This is a genomic window from Bacillus sp. NEB1478, from assembly GCF_031582965.1.
GTDB lineage: Bacteria > Bacillota > Bacilli > Bacillales > Fictibacillaceae > Fictibacillus.
The window spans coordinates 3,397,468-3,414,011 of the sequence record NZ_CP134049.1 but is presented as its reverse complement, the minus strand read 5'-3'; the positions used below and the strand labels follow the sequence as shown (position 1 = coordinate 3,414,011).

Annotated in this window: 20 protein-coding genes; 13 read left to right on the top strand and 7 right to left on the bottom strand. The window is 39.7% G+C overall.

The window, feature by feature from the left end:
* Positions 1 to 14: 14 nt before the first annotated feature.
* Entirely contained in the window at positions 15 to 1,145 is a 1,131-nt protein-coding gene (locus RGB74_RS17315) for an amidohydrolase (protein ID WP_310760510.1), read from the bottom strand.
* Positions 1,146 to 1,294: 149 nt separating this feature from the next.
* On the bottom strand, positions 1,295 to 2,197 hold the full coding sequence (locus tag RGB74_RS17310; RefSeq protein ID WP_310760509.1) for a TIGR01777 family oxidoreductase: 903 nt from the start codon (positions 2,195 to 2,197) through the stop codon (positions 1,295 to 1,297).
* Between the two features lie 96 nt (positions 2,198 to 2,293).
* Between RGB74_RS17310 and RGB74_RS17305 the strand changes: the two genes are divergently transcribed.
* The 3 genes from RGB74_RS17305 to recX all read left to right on the top strand — a co-directional run bounded on the left by RGB74_RS17305 (position 2,294) and on the right by recX (position 5,763).
* Entirely contained in the window at positions 2,294 to 4,393 is a 2,100-nt protein-coding gene (locus RGB74_RS17305; RefSeq protein ID WP_310760508.1) for a carbon starvation CstA family protein, read from the top strand.
* Positions 4,393 to 4,602 carry a YbdD/YjiX family protein gene (locus RGB74_RS17300; protein WP_310760507.1) on the top strand — a complete coding sequence of 70 codons (210 nt, stop codon included), beginning with the start codon at positions 4,393 to 4,395 and terminating at the stop codon, positions 4,600 to 4,602. Before RGB74_RS17305 ends, RGB74_RS17300 begins: the two co-directional genes overlap by 1 nt.
* Positions 4,603 to 4,956: 354 nt before the next feature.
* Positions 4,957 to 5,763 (top strand): recombination regulator RecX, encoded by an 807-nt coding sequence (gene recX, locus RGB74_RS17295; RefSeq protein ID WP_310760506.1) that lies wholly within the window; start codon positions 4,957 to 4,959, stop codon positions 5,761 to 5,763.
* An 87-nt stretch (positions 5,764 to 5,850) separates the two neighbouring features.
* Here recX and RGB74_RS17290 read toward each other — a convergent pair whose 3' ends face one another.
* Positions 5,851 to 6,531, bottom strand: coding sequence for an SDR family NAD(P)-dependent oxidoreductase (locus RGB74_RS17290; protein ID WP_310760505.1), 681 nt, complete (start codon positions 6,529 to 6,531; stop codon positions 5,851 to 5,853).
* Between the two features lie 61 nt (positions 6,532 to 6,592).
* On the opposite strand from RGB74_RS17290, the gene RGB74_RS17285 reads away from it, so the two are divergent.
* On the top strand, positions 6,593 to 6,901 hold the full coding sequence (locus RGB74_RS17285; RefSeq protein ID WP_310760504.1) for a YfhH family protein: 309 nt from the start codon (positions 6,593 to 6,595) through the stop codon (positions 6,899 to 6,901).
* Between the two features lie 40 nt (positions 6,902 to 6,941).
* On the opposite strand, the gene RGB74_RS17280 is transcribed toward RGB74_RS17285, so the two are convergent.
* A complete protein-coding gene (locus RGB74_RS17280; protein WP_077364736.1) occupies positions 6,942 to 7,109 on the bottom strand; it encodes a YpzG family protein in 168 nt (55 codons plus the stop codon).
* Positions 7,110 to 7,148: 39 nt separating this feature from the next.
* Positions 7,149 to 7,304: a small, acid-soluble spore protein K gene (gene sspK / locus RGB74_RS17275; protein ID WP_310261906.1), complete on the bottom strand. Its 156-nt coding sequence runs from the start codon at positions 7,302 to 7,304 to the stop codon at positions 7,149 to 7,151.
* Between the two features lie 101 nt (positions 7,305 to 7,405).
* Between sspK and RGB74_RS17270 the strand changes: the two genes are divergently transcribed.
* The gene (locus tag RGB74_RS17270; protein WP_310760503.1) at positions 7,406 to 7,672 is read left to right on the top strand and encodes a YfhJ family protein; all 267 of its coding nucleotides are present in this window, start codon (positions 7,406 to 7,408) and stop codon (positions 7,670 to 7,672) included.
* Between the two features lie 14 nt (positions 7,673 to 7,686).
* On the opposite strand, the gene RGB74_RS17265 is transcribed toward RGB74_RS17270, so the two are convergent.
* Entirely contained in the window at positions 7,687 to 8,688 is a 1,002-nt protein-coding gene (locus tag RGB74_RS17265; protein WP_310760502.1) for a metal-dependent hydrolase, read from the bottom strand.
* Between the two features lie 34 nt (positions 8,689 to 8,722).
* On the opposite strand from RGB74_RS17265, the gene RGB74_RS17260 reads away from it, so the two are divergent.
* The 3 genes from RGB74_RS17260 to RGB74_RS17250 are packed head-to-tail and all read left to right on the top strand — an operon-like array spanning position 8,723 to position 10,907.
* Complete coding sequence (locus tag RGB74_RS17260) at positions 8,723 to 9,037, top strand: hypothetical protein (RefSeq protein WP_310760501.1); 315 nt, start codon at positions 8,723 to 8,725, stop codon at positions 9,035 to 9,037.
* A gap of 2 nt (positions 9,038 to 9,039) precedes the next feature.
* Positions 9,040 to 10,155 carry an A/G-specific adenine glycosylase gene (gene mutY / locus RGB74_RS17255; protein ID WP_310760500.1) on the top strand — a complete coding sequence of 372 codons (1,116 nt, stop codon included), beginning with the start codon at positions 9,040 to 9,042 and terminating at the stop codon, positions 10,153 to 10,155.
* A complete protein-coding gene (locus RGB74_RS17250; protein WP_310760499.1) occupies positions 10,152 to 10,907 on the top strand; it encodes an SDR family NAD(P)-dependent oxidoreductase in 756 nt (251 codons plus the stop codon). The genes mutY and RGB74_RS17250 overlap by 4 nt, the downstream gene beginning before the upstream one ends.
* Before the next feature lie 139 nt (positions 10,908 to 11,046).
* On the opposite strand, the gene RGB74_RS17245 is transcribed toward RGB74_RS17250, so the two are convergent.
* Entirely contained in the window at positions 11,047 to 11,271 is a 225-nt protein-coding gene (locus RGB74_RS17245) for a hypothetical protein (RefSeq protein ID WP_310760498.1), read from the bottom strand.
* A gap of 142 nt (positions 11,272 to 11,413) precedes the next feature.
* On the opposite strand from RGB74_RS17245, the gene RGB74_RS17240 reads away from it, so the two are divergent.
* The 5 genes from RGB74_RS17240 to RGB74_RS17220 all read left to right on the top strand — a co-directional run bounded on the left by RGB74_RS17240 (position 11,414) and on the right by RGB74_RS17220 (position 16,515).
* Positions 11,414 to 11,584, top strand: a complete 171-nt coding sequence (locus RGB74_RS17240) for a gamma-type small acid-soluble spore protein (protein WP_310760497.1) — start codon at positions 11,414 to 11,416, stop codon at positions 11,582 to 11,584.
* Between the two features lie 364 nt (positions 11,585 to 11,948).
* A complete protein-coding gene (locus RGB74_RS17235) occupies positions 11,949 to 12,476 on the top strand; it encodes a nucleoside tri-diphosphate phosphatase (RefSeq protein ID WP_310760496.1) in 528 nt (175 codons plus the stop codon).
* A gap of 130 nt (positions 12,477 to 12,606) precedes the next feature.
* A complete protein-coding gene (locus RGB74_RS17230; protein ID WP_310762917.1) occupies positions 12,607 to 14,340 on the top strand; it encodes an ABC transporter ATP-binding protein in 1,734 nt (577 codons plus the stop codon).
* Between the two features lie 215 nt (positions 14,341 to 14,555).
* A complete protein-coding gene (locus RGB74_RS17225; RefSeq protein ID WP_310760495.1) occupies positions 14,556 to 15,566 on the top strand; it encodes an ABC transporter ATP-binding protein in 1,011 nt (336 codons plus the stop codon).
* Complete coding sequence (locus tag RGB74_RS17220; RefSeq protein ID WP_310760494.1) at positions 15,541 to 16,515, top strand: ABC transporter ATP-binding protein; 975 nt, start codon at positions 15,541 to 15,543, stop codon at positions 16,513 to 16,515. Before RGB74_RS17225 ends, RGB74_RS17220 begins: the two co-directional genes overlap by 26 nt.
* The last annotated feature ends 29 nt before the right edge of the window (positions 16,516 to 16,544 follow it).

Sequence of the window (16,544 nt, the reverse complement as noted above, 5' to 3'; positions counted from 1 at the left end):
AAAAAAGAAAATAGTTATTTTGTTGATTTATTGTAAATTATTTCACCGTCAATTATGGTCATAATTGGACTTGCAGAATAGTGGAACGGATGCTCTGTCCACAGGCATAAATCAGCATCTTTTCCAGGTTCGATACTTCCGACACGATTCGCTATTCCCAGGTTTTTTGCTGGTGCGATCGTGATGCCTTCAAGAGCTTTTTTTTCGCTCAATCCTTCACGCACAGCAAGGGCTGCACAGACATTCAAATATTGAATAGGGATATAAGGATGATCTGTCGTAATCGAAACTTCGACATTATTTTCAGATAATATGCGATACGTCTCCCAAGTTTTGTTCTTTAATTCAATTTTGGATTTGCGGGTAAGGGTAGGTCCAACACTTACTTGTAAATTTAAATCTTTTAAAGAATCGACAACAAGATGACCCTCTGTACAATGCTCAATACGATAATCTAAGTTGAATTCTTCAGCAAAACGGATCGCTGAAAGAATATCATCTGCACGATGGGCATGAATTCGGACAGGAATTTCACGATTAAGGGCTGCTGCGATAGGGGCAACCCTCAGATTGTCCTGATAAGCAGAATCTTTTGCTGCATAAAAGGCTTCACGCAGCATCCCCATGATTCCCATTCGTGTGATAGAGTCATTGTTCTGGCCGCTATGGATCCGTTTTGGATTTTCACCTAATGCGATTTTAAGTCCAGCCGTTTCTTTAATGATCATCTTACGTATATCTTGGCCGTATGTTTTGATAACAGATGTTGTCCCGCCTATTACGTTTGCACTCCCCGGCATAATATGAGCGGTTGTGATTCCGTATTTTATCGCATCCTTAAAAGCAATATCCAATGGATGGCAGCCATCAATGGCACGGATATGAGGAGTCAAAACTTCGTGGGTTTCGTTCGCGTCATTTCCTGCCCAGCCAGTGCCTTCATCATAAAGTCCTAAATGGGTATGTACATCAATAAATCCAGGGAGAAGGTGAAGACCCTTTGCGTCGATAACTTCCATTTCAGCGGTTGGTTCTATTGATTGCTCAACTGCTGTGATTTTACCGTTTTCAATGAGCACATCCCCCTGCTCCAGAATACTGCTTGTAATGGGGTATACTTTTGCTTTTTGTATGAGTTTTTTCATAATGTGATCCACCTGAAGTAATATTTTTTATCTTTTCACTATCAGTATAACCTGTAGCATGATGATAAAGAGAAGTGGCAACAAGTTAAAGTAGAGAGTATAAATGCAACTAAAGCTGACGAAAAAAGATTATGTCAACCAATTTTTCTTTATTGTAACAAGTCTTGTAAAGCTCTTTTTACATTAGGATACTTAAAAGTAAAACCATTTTGTATAGCTTTTTCGGGCAAAACTTGCTGACCTTTTAATATCAGCATACTCATCTCACCGAAAATGAGCTTGAACATAAAAGAAGGAGCAGGAAGCCAATGAGGACGCTTCATAACATCACCAATTATTTCACCTAATTCTTTCATCGTAACGGGATTTGGTGCTGAAGCGTTTACTGGGCCATTATATAATTCGTTATCAATTGATTCTTTGATAAGCCGCGCAACATCATCGATATGTATCCAAGAAACCCATTGTTCACCTGATCCGACTGTTCCTCCTGCAAAAAAACGATAAGGCAATGTTAATTGAGGGAGAACTCCTCCATCTTTACCTAAAATAAGACCAAATCGAGTAAAAACGGTTCTGCAGCCTATTGATGAAGCTTCTTGTGCTTTTGTTTCCCAAGCTTTAACAACTTCGGCAAGAAAATCTGTTCCATGTTCTTTTGTACCCTCGGTAAAAACTTCAGAATCTGATGTACCGTAATACCCGATTGCCGAAGCGTTGATCCAAACCGGGGGAGGGGACTCCATTTTTTTCACGATAGTAAGCAGTTTTTCGGTGACTTTTAAACGGCTGTTTAAAATAGCTTGTTTTTTTTCATCAGTCCATCGTCCATTTATAGTCTCGCCAGCAAGGTTGATGACTGCGTCTATTGGAGGAAGCTTTTTTTCAATGTCATCATTTCCGTTCATCCATTGTACATATTTTATTTTTGGATGATTGGATATTTTTTCTTTTCTAGACAATATAAAAACTTCGTCGTTAGAAGCTGAAAACAGTTGAGTAATTGCATTTCCAACAAAACCGCTTCCTCCTGAAATCAAAATTCTTCTCATAAACCCACCTCCAAAAAATAATTTTATCCAAAAATTTAGAATATTTGATATAATCCATCTTGTACATATATAATACCATTTTTAAGGAGGAAGTTTATGGAGCTTCAAAGGAATGTGCCCGCGAAAAAGAAAAATCCTTTTTTGAAAGCGCTTTTATGGATTGCTATCGCCCTTGCTGGTGGAATAGCACTGTCGATTATCGCCTTCCAAAGGGATGAAAAAATCAATGCGATTTGGTTTATAGTAGCTTCTTTGTGTACGTATGCTATAGCTTACCGTTTTTATGCACGTTTTATAGCAAATAAAATCTTCAGCCTGAATAAAAATAATGCAACTCCAGCTGAAAGGTACAATGATGGTAAAGATTTTGTACCGACAAATAAATGGGTTCTTTACGGACATCATTTTGCTGCCATCGCTGGAGCAGGTCCGCTGGTTGGACCGACATTAGCTGCACAGATGGGCTTTTTGCCAGGAACGATCTGGATCATTGTCGGTGCGGTGTTAGCCGGAGCCGTACAAGATTTTGTTATTTTAATTATTTCAATGCGCCGTAAAGGTAAATCAATCGGTCAGATTGCGAAAGAAGAAATCGGGCCCGTTGGAGGTATTTTAGCTCTAATTGGTGTTTTTGCCATTATGATTATTTTAATTGCGGTACTCGCATTGGTTGTTGTAAATGCACTTAAATCAAGTCCTTGGGGTACGTTTACGATAGCAATGACAATTCCTATTGCGTTGTTCATGGGCTTTTATATGCGCTATATCAGACCAGGTAAGGTAGGAGAAGCTTCCATTATTGGTTTTGTATTATTGGTGTTCGCATTAATCAGCGGCCAGTGGGTAGCGGATTCTGCAACACTTGCTCCGCTTTTCACGTTTGATGGAGAAACTTTGGCTTGGATGCTAATCATTTACGGTTTCCTTGCTTCAGTACTTCCGGTTTGGATGCTTCTGGCACCAAGGGATTATTTAAGCACTTTCTTAAAAGTAGGGGTAATCGGGATGATGGCGTTAGGGATCTTGATTGTTATGCCGGAAATTCAGATGCCTGCTCTTACTAAATTTGTTGATGGAACAGGACCTGTATTTGCAGGGAATCTGTTTCCGTTCTTATTTATTACGATTGCTTGCGGTGCCGTTTCCGGTTTTCATGCATTGATCTCTTCAGGTACATCACCAAAACTTATCGCCAATGAGCAGCATGCACCAATGATCGGTTATGCAGGTATGCTGACAGAGTCATTCGTAGCCATAATGGCGATGGTAGCAGCTACATTATTAACACCTGGTCTGTACTTTGCAATCAATGCACCAGCTGCTGCTATTGGTCCTGATGTTACTGCGGCTGCAACTACGATCTCCTCTTGGGGATTCACCATTTCAGCAGATGAAATTAATGAATTGGCTAAAAATGTGGATGAAGAATCGATTCTTTCTAGAACAGGCGGTGCCCCGTCACTTGCTGTAGGAATCGCTCAAATTTTCTCGCAGATTATTGGAGGTCCTCAATTGATGGCGTTCTGGTACCATTTTGCGATACTGTTTGAAGCGGTATTCATATTGACCACAATTGATGCCGGTACACGGGTTGGCCGATTTATGCTTCAAGATTTGTTAGGGCAAGTATTCAAACCAATGAGAAAAACAGATTCTATGCCTGTTGTTTACTTTGTAAGTGCGCTCGTTGTTGCTGGATGGGGCTATTTCTTAGTCGTTGGGGTAACAGACCCATTAGGAGGCATCAATACGCTCTGGCCTCTGTTCGGAATCGTGAACCAGATGCTTGCAGCAATTGCCTTAATCGTCGCAACAACGGTTATCTTAAAAATGGGTAAGAAAAAATATGTATGGGTAACTTTAGTGCCGCTCGCATGGCTTATGATTGTCACTTTCTATGCGGCATGGCAAAAAATCTTCTCTGATATTCCGAAGATCGGTTTCTTGAAGCAAGCTGAAGTTATGAAAGAAGCAGCCGCAAGCGGAACGCTTCCGCCAACTGTTCCAACCATGGAAGCAGCTGAGCGCCTTGTGTTTAATAACACGCTGAATGCTTATCTAACAGCTATTTTTATGCTTATTATCATTGGTGTCCTCATTGATGCTATGAGAATCTGGTATAAAGCAATTAAGAGTGAAAAACCGTTAGAAACATCTGAGGAGCCGTTTTTACAAACTAAGTTAGGTGAAGTTTGATGATCATGCAGGTCATATGGGAAAAGATTAAACATGTCTTACGGATCATTTCATACATCAGTAAAGGCGTATCAAACCTTCCAGATTATCAGGCTTATGTCAGACACGTTCAAGAAAAACATCCTGGTCAGACACCTCCAAGCGAGAAAGAATTTTTTGAAGAATTGCTTGCGAACAAATATGGTCCTAATGCTAAACGCTGCTGTTAAGCAGCCATAAGTGCAGGTTGCACTTTTACCCTGAAGCCGGCTCAAAAAATATCTTTTGAGTCGGTTTTTGCGTTTTTATAGCAAAAAAATCGAATTTTTAAATGATTTACCAGCTGATGTTTTTGATTCAAGCAATTTTAATTAATTAATTAATTAATTAATTCCACGGTAAATCCTAATATATCCACGAAAAAGAGCGATATATCCACGTTAATTTCAATAATTCCACGTTAATTTCACTTTAACCACGAACCGACATCTTTCGACAAACAAACCGAGACACATAACAAGACAAGAATACTGCGTCACATAAAGCCAATTATGGTACACTATTTGTTGAAAAGAGGTGGGTAGATGGCTGTTATTACAAGGATTTCTGCTCAACAAAAGAATGACGAAAGATTTAATATATATATCCAAAAAGGTGCAAAAGAAGAATTCGCATTTAGTGTTGATGCTGACGTTCTCATTAAGTTCCAACTTCAAAAAGGCATGGAGATCAATAAAGAAGAGTGGGACGAGATTCTTTCAGAAGATGAGTACCGTAAAGCCTTTAATAAGGCGCTTCATTATTTGTCATACCGAATGAGGACTGTACATGAGATCGAAGCTTATTTAGAGAAAAAGGAAGTCACAGAACTAACGATAAAAAGGGTGATTGAAAAACTTTCGGAGTACAATTTTGCAAATGACAAAAGTTATGCAGATTCATTTGTAAAAAGCCGGATGAATACAACCTTTAAAGGCCCTGGTGCGATCCGTCAGGAACTAAAGAAAAAAGGAATCGGAGAAAATGATGCAGAAGGCGCGCTAGATCAGTTTTCTTTTGACCAGCAGCTGGATGTGAGCGTGAAATTCATTCAAAAACAATTTTCCGGAAGATCAAAGCGGTCTGAAAAAGAGCAGAAACAAAAAATAGCTCAGCAGCTGCAGCAAAAAGGATTCAATTGGGAAGTCATCGAAATGGCATTTCAGCATGCACAGATCAGTCAAAGTGCTGAAGAAGAAAAAGAAGCTTTGCTCTATCATGCAAATAAAGCACATCAAAAATATAAAAAATACAACGGATTTGAATATGAGGCTCGAATGAAACGCTATTTATTCGGCAAGGGATTTAATTCTGAAGTTATATCTGAAGTTTTAAGCAGTGACTCTTTTTAACAATAGAAAAAAGATAACTTGTTTGGTTTACCAAGGTTAAGTGCAACTAAGGCTGACTTAAAAAAATGGCGTCAGCCAAAGTTTTCGTTAACGGTCTATAAAGATTTCTGGGCGATTATCATCTTCGCTGTAGATTAATTCAGCTACCATAGCTGGGGATTTTAATCGAGAGCGGTCTTTAATATGGTCCGTTTCATCCCAAAAAGGAGTATCCATGCCGCCCATGTAAACAGCTGTTGGGTAGATGCTGGTTCCTTCCCATTCTTTTATAAGACTTTCTGTAAAGCCTCGAACAGCAAACTTTGTTGCACAATATACCGACTCGTTTACTTTTCCACGCAATCCGGCGGTTGAAATAATGTTCATCACTTTGCCGAAACCTTGGATTCTGAAAAGAGGGAAAGCAGCTTTCGTCGGGAAAATGGTGCCATATACATTCGTTTCGATCATATGCTCGATATCAGATGCGGTCAGTGTTTCCAAAGATTCAAAAACACCTGTCCCTGCATTATTAATCAGCATATGAATTTGTTCATTCTGAAATATTTCCTGCAGTACAGATTCTATTTGCTGAGGATTTGAAACATCACAAACTTTATAAGTTACGCGTTTTTTTGTGTCTGTAAGGGTTTCCACTGCAAGCTGTAATTTTGATTTAGTCCGGCCAATGAGACAAATATTATAATCTTTGCAGTATTGACTCGCGAGTGCGTATCCAAGACCAGAACCGCCGCCTGTTATTATTACGGTTTTATTCAATATGATCACTCCTATGTATTTTAGCAACAAGACCAAGTTTCAGCGTACAGAAAAGAAGGGAAGAATTCAAATGGAAAAAAGATTCAGCGAGATGACAGAAGTCGAGATAAGAGCTGAAATCGCAACATTGCGTGCAAAAGCACAAAAAGCCGAACAGATGGGCATGGTAAGCGAGTATGCTGTTTATGAACGTAAAATAGCGATGGGTAAAAGCTACTTGATTGATCCTGCTACAATCGAAAGCGGAAAAGAATACGGCATCCAAGGTGATCCAGGATCAACGTTTTCAGTTTTATACTTAAACGGTATTTTTGCCTGGGGCTATAAAAATAAACAAAGTACATTAGAAGCGCTCCCTATCTCTGTTTTGGAGGGATAATAAATAAAGAAGCGCTGCTAACACGCTTCTTTATTCATCACTATGAACGCTTACGTGTTTGAATTTCAAGCACATAGTTATTTAATGCTTGCTGGGTTTCCCCGTTCACTTGGTTATACGCATGTTTCGAATTGGCACGCGGTGAGTGAAAGGGATCAGAATACTTACCGTTAAATCGGGTTGATGAGAAGTAGTCTTTCTTGTTCATCTGATTCACCCCCCAGAATGAAATTCATAACCGCAAGAGTTACTGATCGTCTCGGTGTTGATTGGACAAGAACATGCGCTCTTGCGGATGATCGCGTGTTGTCCCATCTGGCCGTTTAGAAGAGAATTCTTCTTTTGATCTCGGCTCACCTGAGAAGGAGATCCGATTTGGGAAGTTTTTCGATTTATTTCGCATTGTATTTTCCTCCTTTAAATCGGTTCTCAACTAGTATGAGACGTGTTAGAAACCTTTATGTGGCGGGAAAATCCTTAAAAAATGGTTATGGAGGGAGAATAATGGAAGAGAGATTTGAAAGATTAGCTAAACAACTGCAGGAAATGAACCCGAGCTTGAGTTATGCAGAAGCAAGGGAATGGGTGGAAGGTTTATGGGAAGATTTTGAATCCACTCGTGCAAAAGCTGGCAGAGATTATGAAGGGCAGGATGTTACAGAAAAAATGGTAACACAGCTCATAACATCATACGGACACAAGCTTCATGAGTATTTTTCCAGTAATCCGAAATTTCAGCGATTCATCAAAAAAGACGGGCCTATTCATTAAGCCCGTCTATTTCCTTATTCATTGTTGTTGATTAAATCTAATGGAGAGAAGTCCATTTTCTTTTTTAACCGGTCCTCTGAATATACCCAGCCTGTATATGAGGTGATAATATTCAAGTTCTCATCCAATTGGACCATGGCTACAAAAGGATAGTGACCTTTACTTCTGTATCTTAAATCGATAAATTGAACGATATGGCCATGATCATTTTTTTCGACTTCCCATCTATTAACTGGTGAGAAGGAAAGGAATGCTGAGATGTTTCTATCTTTTTTTGCAGCTTCGATTATTTTTGTTTTTGGTACGGGTACGTGATCGAATGTATCCCACACCGTTACTTCACCATTTTTTATACCAGCAACGAAGAATTCACTTTTTGATTTTATGGCGAGGTGATATTGTCCCCAGCGGATAGTAGGGCTCGCATAGATTTCTACCGCTTCAGGTATTTTACGTTTAACAAACTTGTTAACATTTACCCGAGCTATTATTCGCCAGATGTAATAAAGTACGAGTATGGAATATACAGCGAGAAACGTGTATCCAGGGTTAACACCTGCATACCAAAGCAGCAATCCGGCAACATGCAGGAAAAAGATAAACGGATCAAAAATGCTGATTACTCCTAATGCGATCCATTTTTTTGAAACAGGATATAAAGCCTGTGTGCCATATGCATTGAATATATCTACAAACACATGCAAAAATACAGCTATAGCCGTCCATAATAAGAGCTTTCCATTATCTGCATCAGGAACAAACAGGGATATGATGCCAAATAATAAAAGCGGCCAAACGACCAATGCAGGTAAAGAATGTGTTATGCCTCTATGATGACGGATGTAGACTGCATTGTTTTTTAATTTTAAAATTGTGTCAAAGTCAGGAGCCTGGGAACCGATAAGTGTCCCGGCAAGTATGGCTTGAGATGTTACAGGATCGTTTGCAATGGCCGGATCCAGCATAGCTAAACCGCCGAGTCCCAATCCCATTACAATATGTGTGCCTGTATCCAACGCCAACACCTCCTATAGTGAATGGAGTGAAATTATGATAACTGTTTTTATGGAATATAAAGTGAATACCGATACTTATCAAGCCTATGAAAGTACAATGACTTCTGTGATTAAAGAACTGGAGAAGTCAGGCGCTGCTGATATCTCATGGTATAAGGCAGCAGATCAGCAAACGCTTTATGTGGAGTGCTTTCAAGTGCGGGATTTAGCTGTTTATGAGTCAATCAAATTGGATCGAACGTCACCTGAACACATTGTTTATTCAAAGATTCATCCTTTTATTTCAGGCGGTTTAGAAAAAATCCATTGCTGGGCGTTTGAAAAAATGAATGCAAAGGAAGTTCGTTAAAAGTGAAATCACCAAGTAATAATGTATTTTCCCTCAATCAGACATATGTGAAACAATTTCAGCAGTCTTTACTTAGCTGGTACAGTGAAAATAAAAGACCTCTGCCTTGGCGCCTTAACCAAGATCCGTATCGTGTTTGGGTTTCAGAAATTATGCTGCAGCAAACGAGGGTCGACACGGTTATCCCTTATTTTGAACGATTTACAACTCTTTTCCCGACACTTCAAGATTTAGCTGACGCAGATGAAGAACAAGTTCTCAAAGCATGGGAGGGTCTAGGTTATTATTCCCGAGTTCGAAACTTACAAACCGCCGTAAAAGAAGTATGTAAAACTTATGGCGGCAAAGTTCCGAGTGATCCACGTGAAATCGCAAGTTTAAAAGGGGTTGGACCCTACACGGCAGGAGCGGTTCTTAGTATCGCATACGGCATTCCCGAGCCCGCAGTTGACGGAAATGTTATGCGAGTTCTTAGCCGGATTTTATTGATTGAAGAAGACATCAGCAAGCCAAAAACCCGACAGATTTTTGAAAATGCTGTCCGCGAACTGATTTCCCATGAAGATCCATCCTCTTTTAACCAAGCACTAATGGAACTGGGTGCGCTTATCTGTACACCTAAATCTCCTGCTTGTTTACTTTGTCCGATGCGAGAGCTTTGTAAAGGATTTGAAGAAGGAAAACAAAGAGAGCTTCCGGTTAAATTAGGAAAAACAAAGGTTAGAAAAGCGAGTATGGCAGCGGGAATAATTGTTGGATCAGATGGACGTATACTTATACACAAAAGACAATCTGAAGGACTTCTGGCAAACATGTGGGAATTTCCAAACACTGAATATGTACAAGCAAAAAAAGATGCTGAAACGATTGCTTTATCGGATTATGTGGAAGAAAATATTTCGGCAAAAGCAGTGTTCGAAGAAAAAACAGGGTATATTGAACATGTTTTTTCTCACCTGAAATGGGAAATTAATGTATGGCAGGGTTTGCTTACATCAGAGCCTGAAAAACTTCCGGCAGATTGGAAATGGGCAGCTGTAGCTGAACTCGAGGATTATCCATTTCCTGTTTCCCATCAAAAAATAATCCGCTTAGTTAAGGAGGCGATTTTTGTATGAACTTAGAGTTGAATGGAAAAGCCGTTCTTGTTACTGGCGGTTCAAAAGGCATTGGAAAAGCGATCGCTTATGCTTTCCTGGATGAAGGAGCCAAAGTGGGGATCGTCGGCAGGAATGAAGATGACTTGCGAGCAGCACAAAAAGAAGGCATCGAAATCTTTGCAGGTGATGTAACGGATGCAAATGACCGCGAACGTATCATAAAAGATTTTTTAGGGAAGTTTGAAACGATAGATATTTTAGTAAATAATGCAGGCGGCAGCAACGGTTCTGCTGTTATGGAAACAAGTATGGAGCTATTTGAAGAAGCAATGCACTTAAATTTCCTATCAGCAGTTGATCTTAGTAAAAGAGCTGCAGAAGTTATGATTGGAAATGAAGCTAACGGATCAATCATTAATATCTCATCCATTTTCGGCCGGGAGTCTGGCGGAAAACCAACTTACAATGCAAGTAAAGCTGCACTCATTTCTTTTACGAAATCATTTGGTGACGAAATGATCAAAAACGGAATCAGAGTAAACGGAATTGCCCCTGGGTCCATTTTGCATGAAACCGGTAACTGGAAAAAAAGATTGGAACAAGATCCAGATACGATCAATGCGTTTGTGGATGAGCATATTTCTGCAGGGCGATTTGGAACGGTAGAAGAAGTAGCGAATGTCGCTGTGTTTTTAACATCTAAAAAGGCTTCATGGGTCGTCGGAAGCACCTTGAACGTCGATGGCGGACAATCCTATAGTAATTTTTAAATAAAAAGGTGTAAAAACAGCCCCAGCGAAGCGCAGGGGTTGTTTTTATGCGCGCCATCCGGAAAATAAGCGCGCCATACAAAAAAAGAGCGCTCTCGAACATAAAAAAACCCCCAGCTGGGGGTTTATCTATTCATCATTAATCATACTTCGTTTCTGTACCGTGTGTATAATTGGCTTCGCTGTGCTTCAATCCGCCTCTGGCTTCGATTTCTTTTATGATTTCTCTGTGTATAGTTGTTCCTTCTTCGTTTAAATAAGGGGCAATCTGCTGCAAAGAATGGTGAAAAAAGGCAAGTTCTTCATCTTTCCAATCATTTTTGCTGATCATTGAAAGTTCTGTCATATCTCTTCCAACATACATGGCTCACACCTCCCTTGAAATAGTTCAGTCATTCATTTATCCCCCATTTTCAAATTTTTTAATACTGGAAAAATCTAAATAAAAAAACACCTTATAAAACCTGAATTTCATGGGTAAATTATTATTCGTGGAGGTGATAATCATGGACAAACAACAACAACAACAAAAACAACAACAACAAGCTGCTCGTCAAAGACAGCAAAATGCTCAACAAGCTGGTCAATCTTACGGAACTGAATTTGCTAGCGAAACTAACGCTCAACAAGTTCAACAACAAAACCAACAATCTCAACAACGTAAGAACCAACAGTAGTTGCCTCTATCCAGAAATGCTCCCTAATTACTAGGGGGCATTTTTTGGTTTTCTTACAATCACTACGTTTTCTATACATAGCCTCTGGGAATACTAATAAAGAGTGGAATTATACGAAAAAAAGGCGATGAATTTTAAAAAACAGGGACAAGTACATTTCCAAACTATTCTTAAAACGATATAATAAAGTAGAGAAAAAAAGCGTGTTTGGAAAAAAAGAAATGTACGGGAAAAACAAAAATTTTTAAGAACGAGGTTTTAACATGGAGCTGGTGAATTACCGACAAAAAGTTAGGAGAAAGGAGCATGCAAACTAAATAGGTAACACATTAGCTTCCGGAACTCGGGCAGAAAGGAGAGAGAGATGAGTTTTCCTGCAACCGGAAGTATAATCAATATTCAAAGCTATAAGCATAATGGATATCTTCACAGGAACTGGGAAGATACAGTTATCCTTAAAGGCACTCCAAGTCAGGTCATCTGTGGCAATGACCGAATTTTAGTAACAGAATCTGATGGCAGGCAATGGCGTACGAGAGAGCCTGCAATCTGTTATTTTAATTCGAAGCAATGGTTTAACGTAATTGGCATGTTAAGAGAAGACGGTATTTATTATTATTGTAATTTAGGCTCCCCATTTATGTGGGACAAGGAAGCATTAAAATACATTGATTATGACCTGGATATTAAGGTGTTTCCAGATGGTACTTATATCTTACTTGATGAGGATGAATATGAACTTCATAAAAAAATGATGCGGTATCCAAGTCAGCTGGATGCCATCATTAAGCAAAATTTGCAAGATTTAATTTTAATGATTACGCAAAAAAAGGGACCATTCGAACCTGGGTTCGTTGAACAATGGTACGAAAGATATTTAGAATTCCGTTAAAAAGGAAAACCTGTTGATATCAGCAGGTTATTCTTTTTTTTATAAGAAATGCTAAGGCACATGTTAAGAGACCTCCAGCACAGTAATAAAGCTGGAAAATGAAATGGTGTGATGATGATTGGACAATAGCATGAAGCGTTACCTTACTTTTGTAAAACCATATAAGTGGCAGATTTTTTGGACGATCTTAATCGGCCTTGCTAAGTTTGGAATTCCATTACTTACGCCGCTTATTTTAAAATATGTAGTGGATGACATTATTCAAACGAATTTGCCGATGGATGAAAAAATGACAAAGCTTCTTTGGTTAATGGGAGGAGCTGCTGTTGTTTTTGTTGTTTTAAGGCCGCCGATCGAATATTGGAGACAGTATTATGCTCAGTGGGTTGGAAGCAAAGTTTTATACGACATTCGAGATAAAATGTTTGATCATATACAGCGGTTGAGCCTTCGTTTTTATTCGAACAACAAATCAGGAGAAATTATTTCGCGTGTTATTAATGATGTTGAACAGACTAAGACATTTGTCATTACAGGACTGATGAATGTTTGGCTGGACATGGCGACAATTATAATCGCTGTCGCCATCATGTTCTCGATGGATTTTTGGCTGACAATAGCAGCATTATCAATGCTTCCGGTCTATGCGTTTTCAGTGAAATATTTTTATGCACGGCTTCGTCAATTAACGAAGGACCGTTCCCAAGCGTTAGCGGAGGTTCAAGGGCATTTGCATGAACGGGTTCAAGGAATGTCTGTTATTCGAAGTTTTGCGCTTGAGGATTATGAACAAGCTCAATTTGATAAGCGAAACACGAATTTTTTAAATCGGGCGATGGATCATACGAAGTGGAACGCGAAAACTTTTTCAATCGTCAACACTGTAACGGATGTTGCTCCCCTGCTCGTTATCGGATTCGCTGCTTATCAGGGAATTAAAGGAGATCTTTCAATCGGAGCGCTTGTTGCTTTTGTTGCCTATATGGACAGGCTTTATAATCCGCTTAGAAGGCTTGTGAATTCTTCAACAACCCTTACACAATCCGTTGCTTCAATGGACAGAATGTTTGAATTTTTAGACGAGAAATATGATATTGAGGATTCACCGGGAGCTGCACCGCTTAAAAATGTACACGGAGCAATCGATTTCCAAAATGTATCTTTTACTTATAATGATGAAGAAGAGGAAGTGCTTCACAATATTTCTTTATCTGTGCGGCCAGGGGAAACGATTGCGCTTGTTGGAATGAGCGGTGGAGGCAAATCTTCATTAATTAGTTTGATACCTAGATTTTACGATGTAACGGAAGGGAGCATCCTTCTCGACGGAACGGATATCCGTACGTATCAGATGAGAACGCTTCGTGATAATATCGGAATGGTGCTTCAAGATAATATTCTTTTCAGTGAATCTGTCCGTGCAAATATTTTAATGGGGAACCCTGAAGCTTCAGATAAAGAGGTTATTCAAGCTGCTAAAGCCGCAAATGCACATGAATTTATTATGAATCTTCCTGAAGGATATGACACGAAAATAGGTGAACGTGGAGTGAAATTATCAGGCGGACAAAAGCAGCGTGTAGCGATCTCCAGAGTTTTCTTGAAGAATCCGCCGATTTTAATTTTAGACGAAGCAACTTCTGCACTTGATCTTGAAAGTGAACATCTCATTCAAGAAGCGCTTGAAAAATTAGCAAAAGATCGAACAACTTTCATTGTTGCTCATCGTTTGTCAACAATCACGCATGCCGACCGCATTGTTGTAATTGAACACGGAAGGATCACAGAAGTCGGAAAACATAAAGAACTAATGGAAAAACAAGGAGCATATCACGACTTGTTTACATTCCAGCAATTTACTTAATGGAATCATCAGATTGGCTTAGGCCGATCTTTTTTTTGTGAAAAAAAGATTGTTTTTCCTGAAATTCCTAATACTTACGAACTACACCAAATGATGTATTTGTCGATTATTCTGAAAATTAAATATTGTCAAATTGTCAGAGTAGTGTCATAATTCTCAACAGAGAAGTAATATTCTAGGAAATTTGGCAGCTTAGAGAAGGGAGTGAGATCTCAATGGGGAACCCTGTTTTAGAAGTAAAGAACTTAAGAACTTCTTTTTTGACAGATGATGGAGAAATCCCAGCTGTAGACGGAGTAGATTTTCATGTCAATCCTGGCGAAGTGCTGGGCATTGTAGGAGAATCGGGCTGTGGTAAAAGCGTGACTTCTTTATCTGTAATGGGACTTGTACCTACCCCGCCTGGGAAAATCGAAGGAGAAATCCTTTTTAAGGGTGAAAATCTTGCTTCGGCACCAGAAAAGAGAATGCGGCAAATACGAGGCAATGAAATCGGAATGATATTTCAAGAGCCTATGACAAGTCTGAATCCAGTTTTTACAATTGGGGATCAGCTTATCGAAGCGTTACGCATACATAGAAAATGGTCAAAAAAAGAAGCATGGGGAAAAGCGGTCGAAATGCTTAAACTCGTAGGTCTTCCAAGGGCAGATGAGCTAGTTAGGGAATATCCGCATCAACTATCAGGTGGTATGCGACAGCGTGTCATGATTGCCATGGCGATGATTTGCGAACCAGAGCTTCTCATTGCGGACGAGCCTACTACTGCACTTGATGTGACGATTCAGGCTCAAATTTTGGATCTTATGAAACGATTAAACAAAGAAACAGATACAGCGATCATGATGATTACACACGATTTAGGTGTTGTTGCTGAAATGTGTGAACGTGTTGTTGTTATGTACTCAGGAAAAGTGGTGGAAGAGGGAGATGTGAAAACGATCTTCCAGAATCCGAAACACCCTTATACAGTAGGACTGATCAAATCTGTTCCAGATATGAGAGAGAAGGTTGGAAGACTTTACTCGATCCCTGGGAACGTTCCGAAACCGGGTACGATTCAAACAGGCTGTTCGTTTGCTCCACGGTGTGAACACGCAGGTACGAGATGTATCTCAGAAACTCCTCAACTCAAAACTCATGATGGCAATCATCAAGTGAGATGCTGGCTATATGAGGATGAGAAAGGAGTGGAACTGCATGAGTCAGACGCAGCCATTAGTTAAAGTAGAAAATTTAAAGATGCACTTCCCGATAAAGGGCGGGGTGCTCAGTAAACAAATCGGCGAAGTAAAAGCGGTTGATGGGATTTCCTTTTTTATTAACAAAGGAGAAACGCTTGGACTTGTAGGTGAAAGCGGATGCGGAAAATCTACAACAGGCCGGATGCTGCTGAGACTTTTAGAACCGACAGAAGGAAATATCTATTTCGAGGGCGAAGATATTACAAAATTATCCACGAGTGAAATGAGAAAGAAGCGCCGGGAAATGCAAATGGTGTTTCAAGATCCTTTTGCTTCCTTGAACCCTCGTCATACTGTTGAGAAAATATTAGAAGAACCTTTAATCGTTCATGGTGTGAAAAATAAAGCAGAGCGAAAGAAGCGGGTAAAAGAACTGCTGGAGGTAGTTGGACTTAGCAGCTGGCACGCAAAACGCTATCCTCACCAGTTTTCTGGGGGACAGCGTCAACGAATAGGGATTGCGAGAGCACTTGCTGTGAATCCGAAGCTGATTATTGCGGACGAGCCAGTATCAGCATTGGATGTATCCATTCAATCTCAAGTATTAAATCTTTTACAAGACTTACAGAAAGAATTCGATCTTACCTATTTGTTTATCGCACATGATTTAGGAGTTGTGCGGCATATAAGCGACAGAGTTGGTGTTATGTATTTAGGTCATATCGTGGAGCTTGCAGATAGCGAAAAGCTTTATGACAATCCGAAACATCCATACACTCAAGCATTATTGTCTGCAGTTCCTGTTCCAGACGTTGAACATAAAAAGGATCGTGTCATTCTGCAAGGTGATGTACCTAGTCCTTCGAATCCGCCAAAGGGATGTCCTTTCCATACGAGATGCCCGCAGGCTATGGATCATTGTGCATCTGTTAAACCGGTATTAAAGGAAGTTGCTGAAGGCCACTACGCATCATGCCATTTATACGAATAAAGGCACAGTGCGTACATATAAAAAGGGCA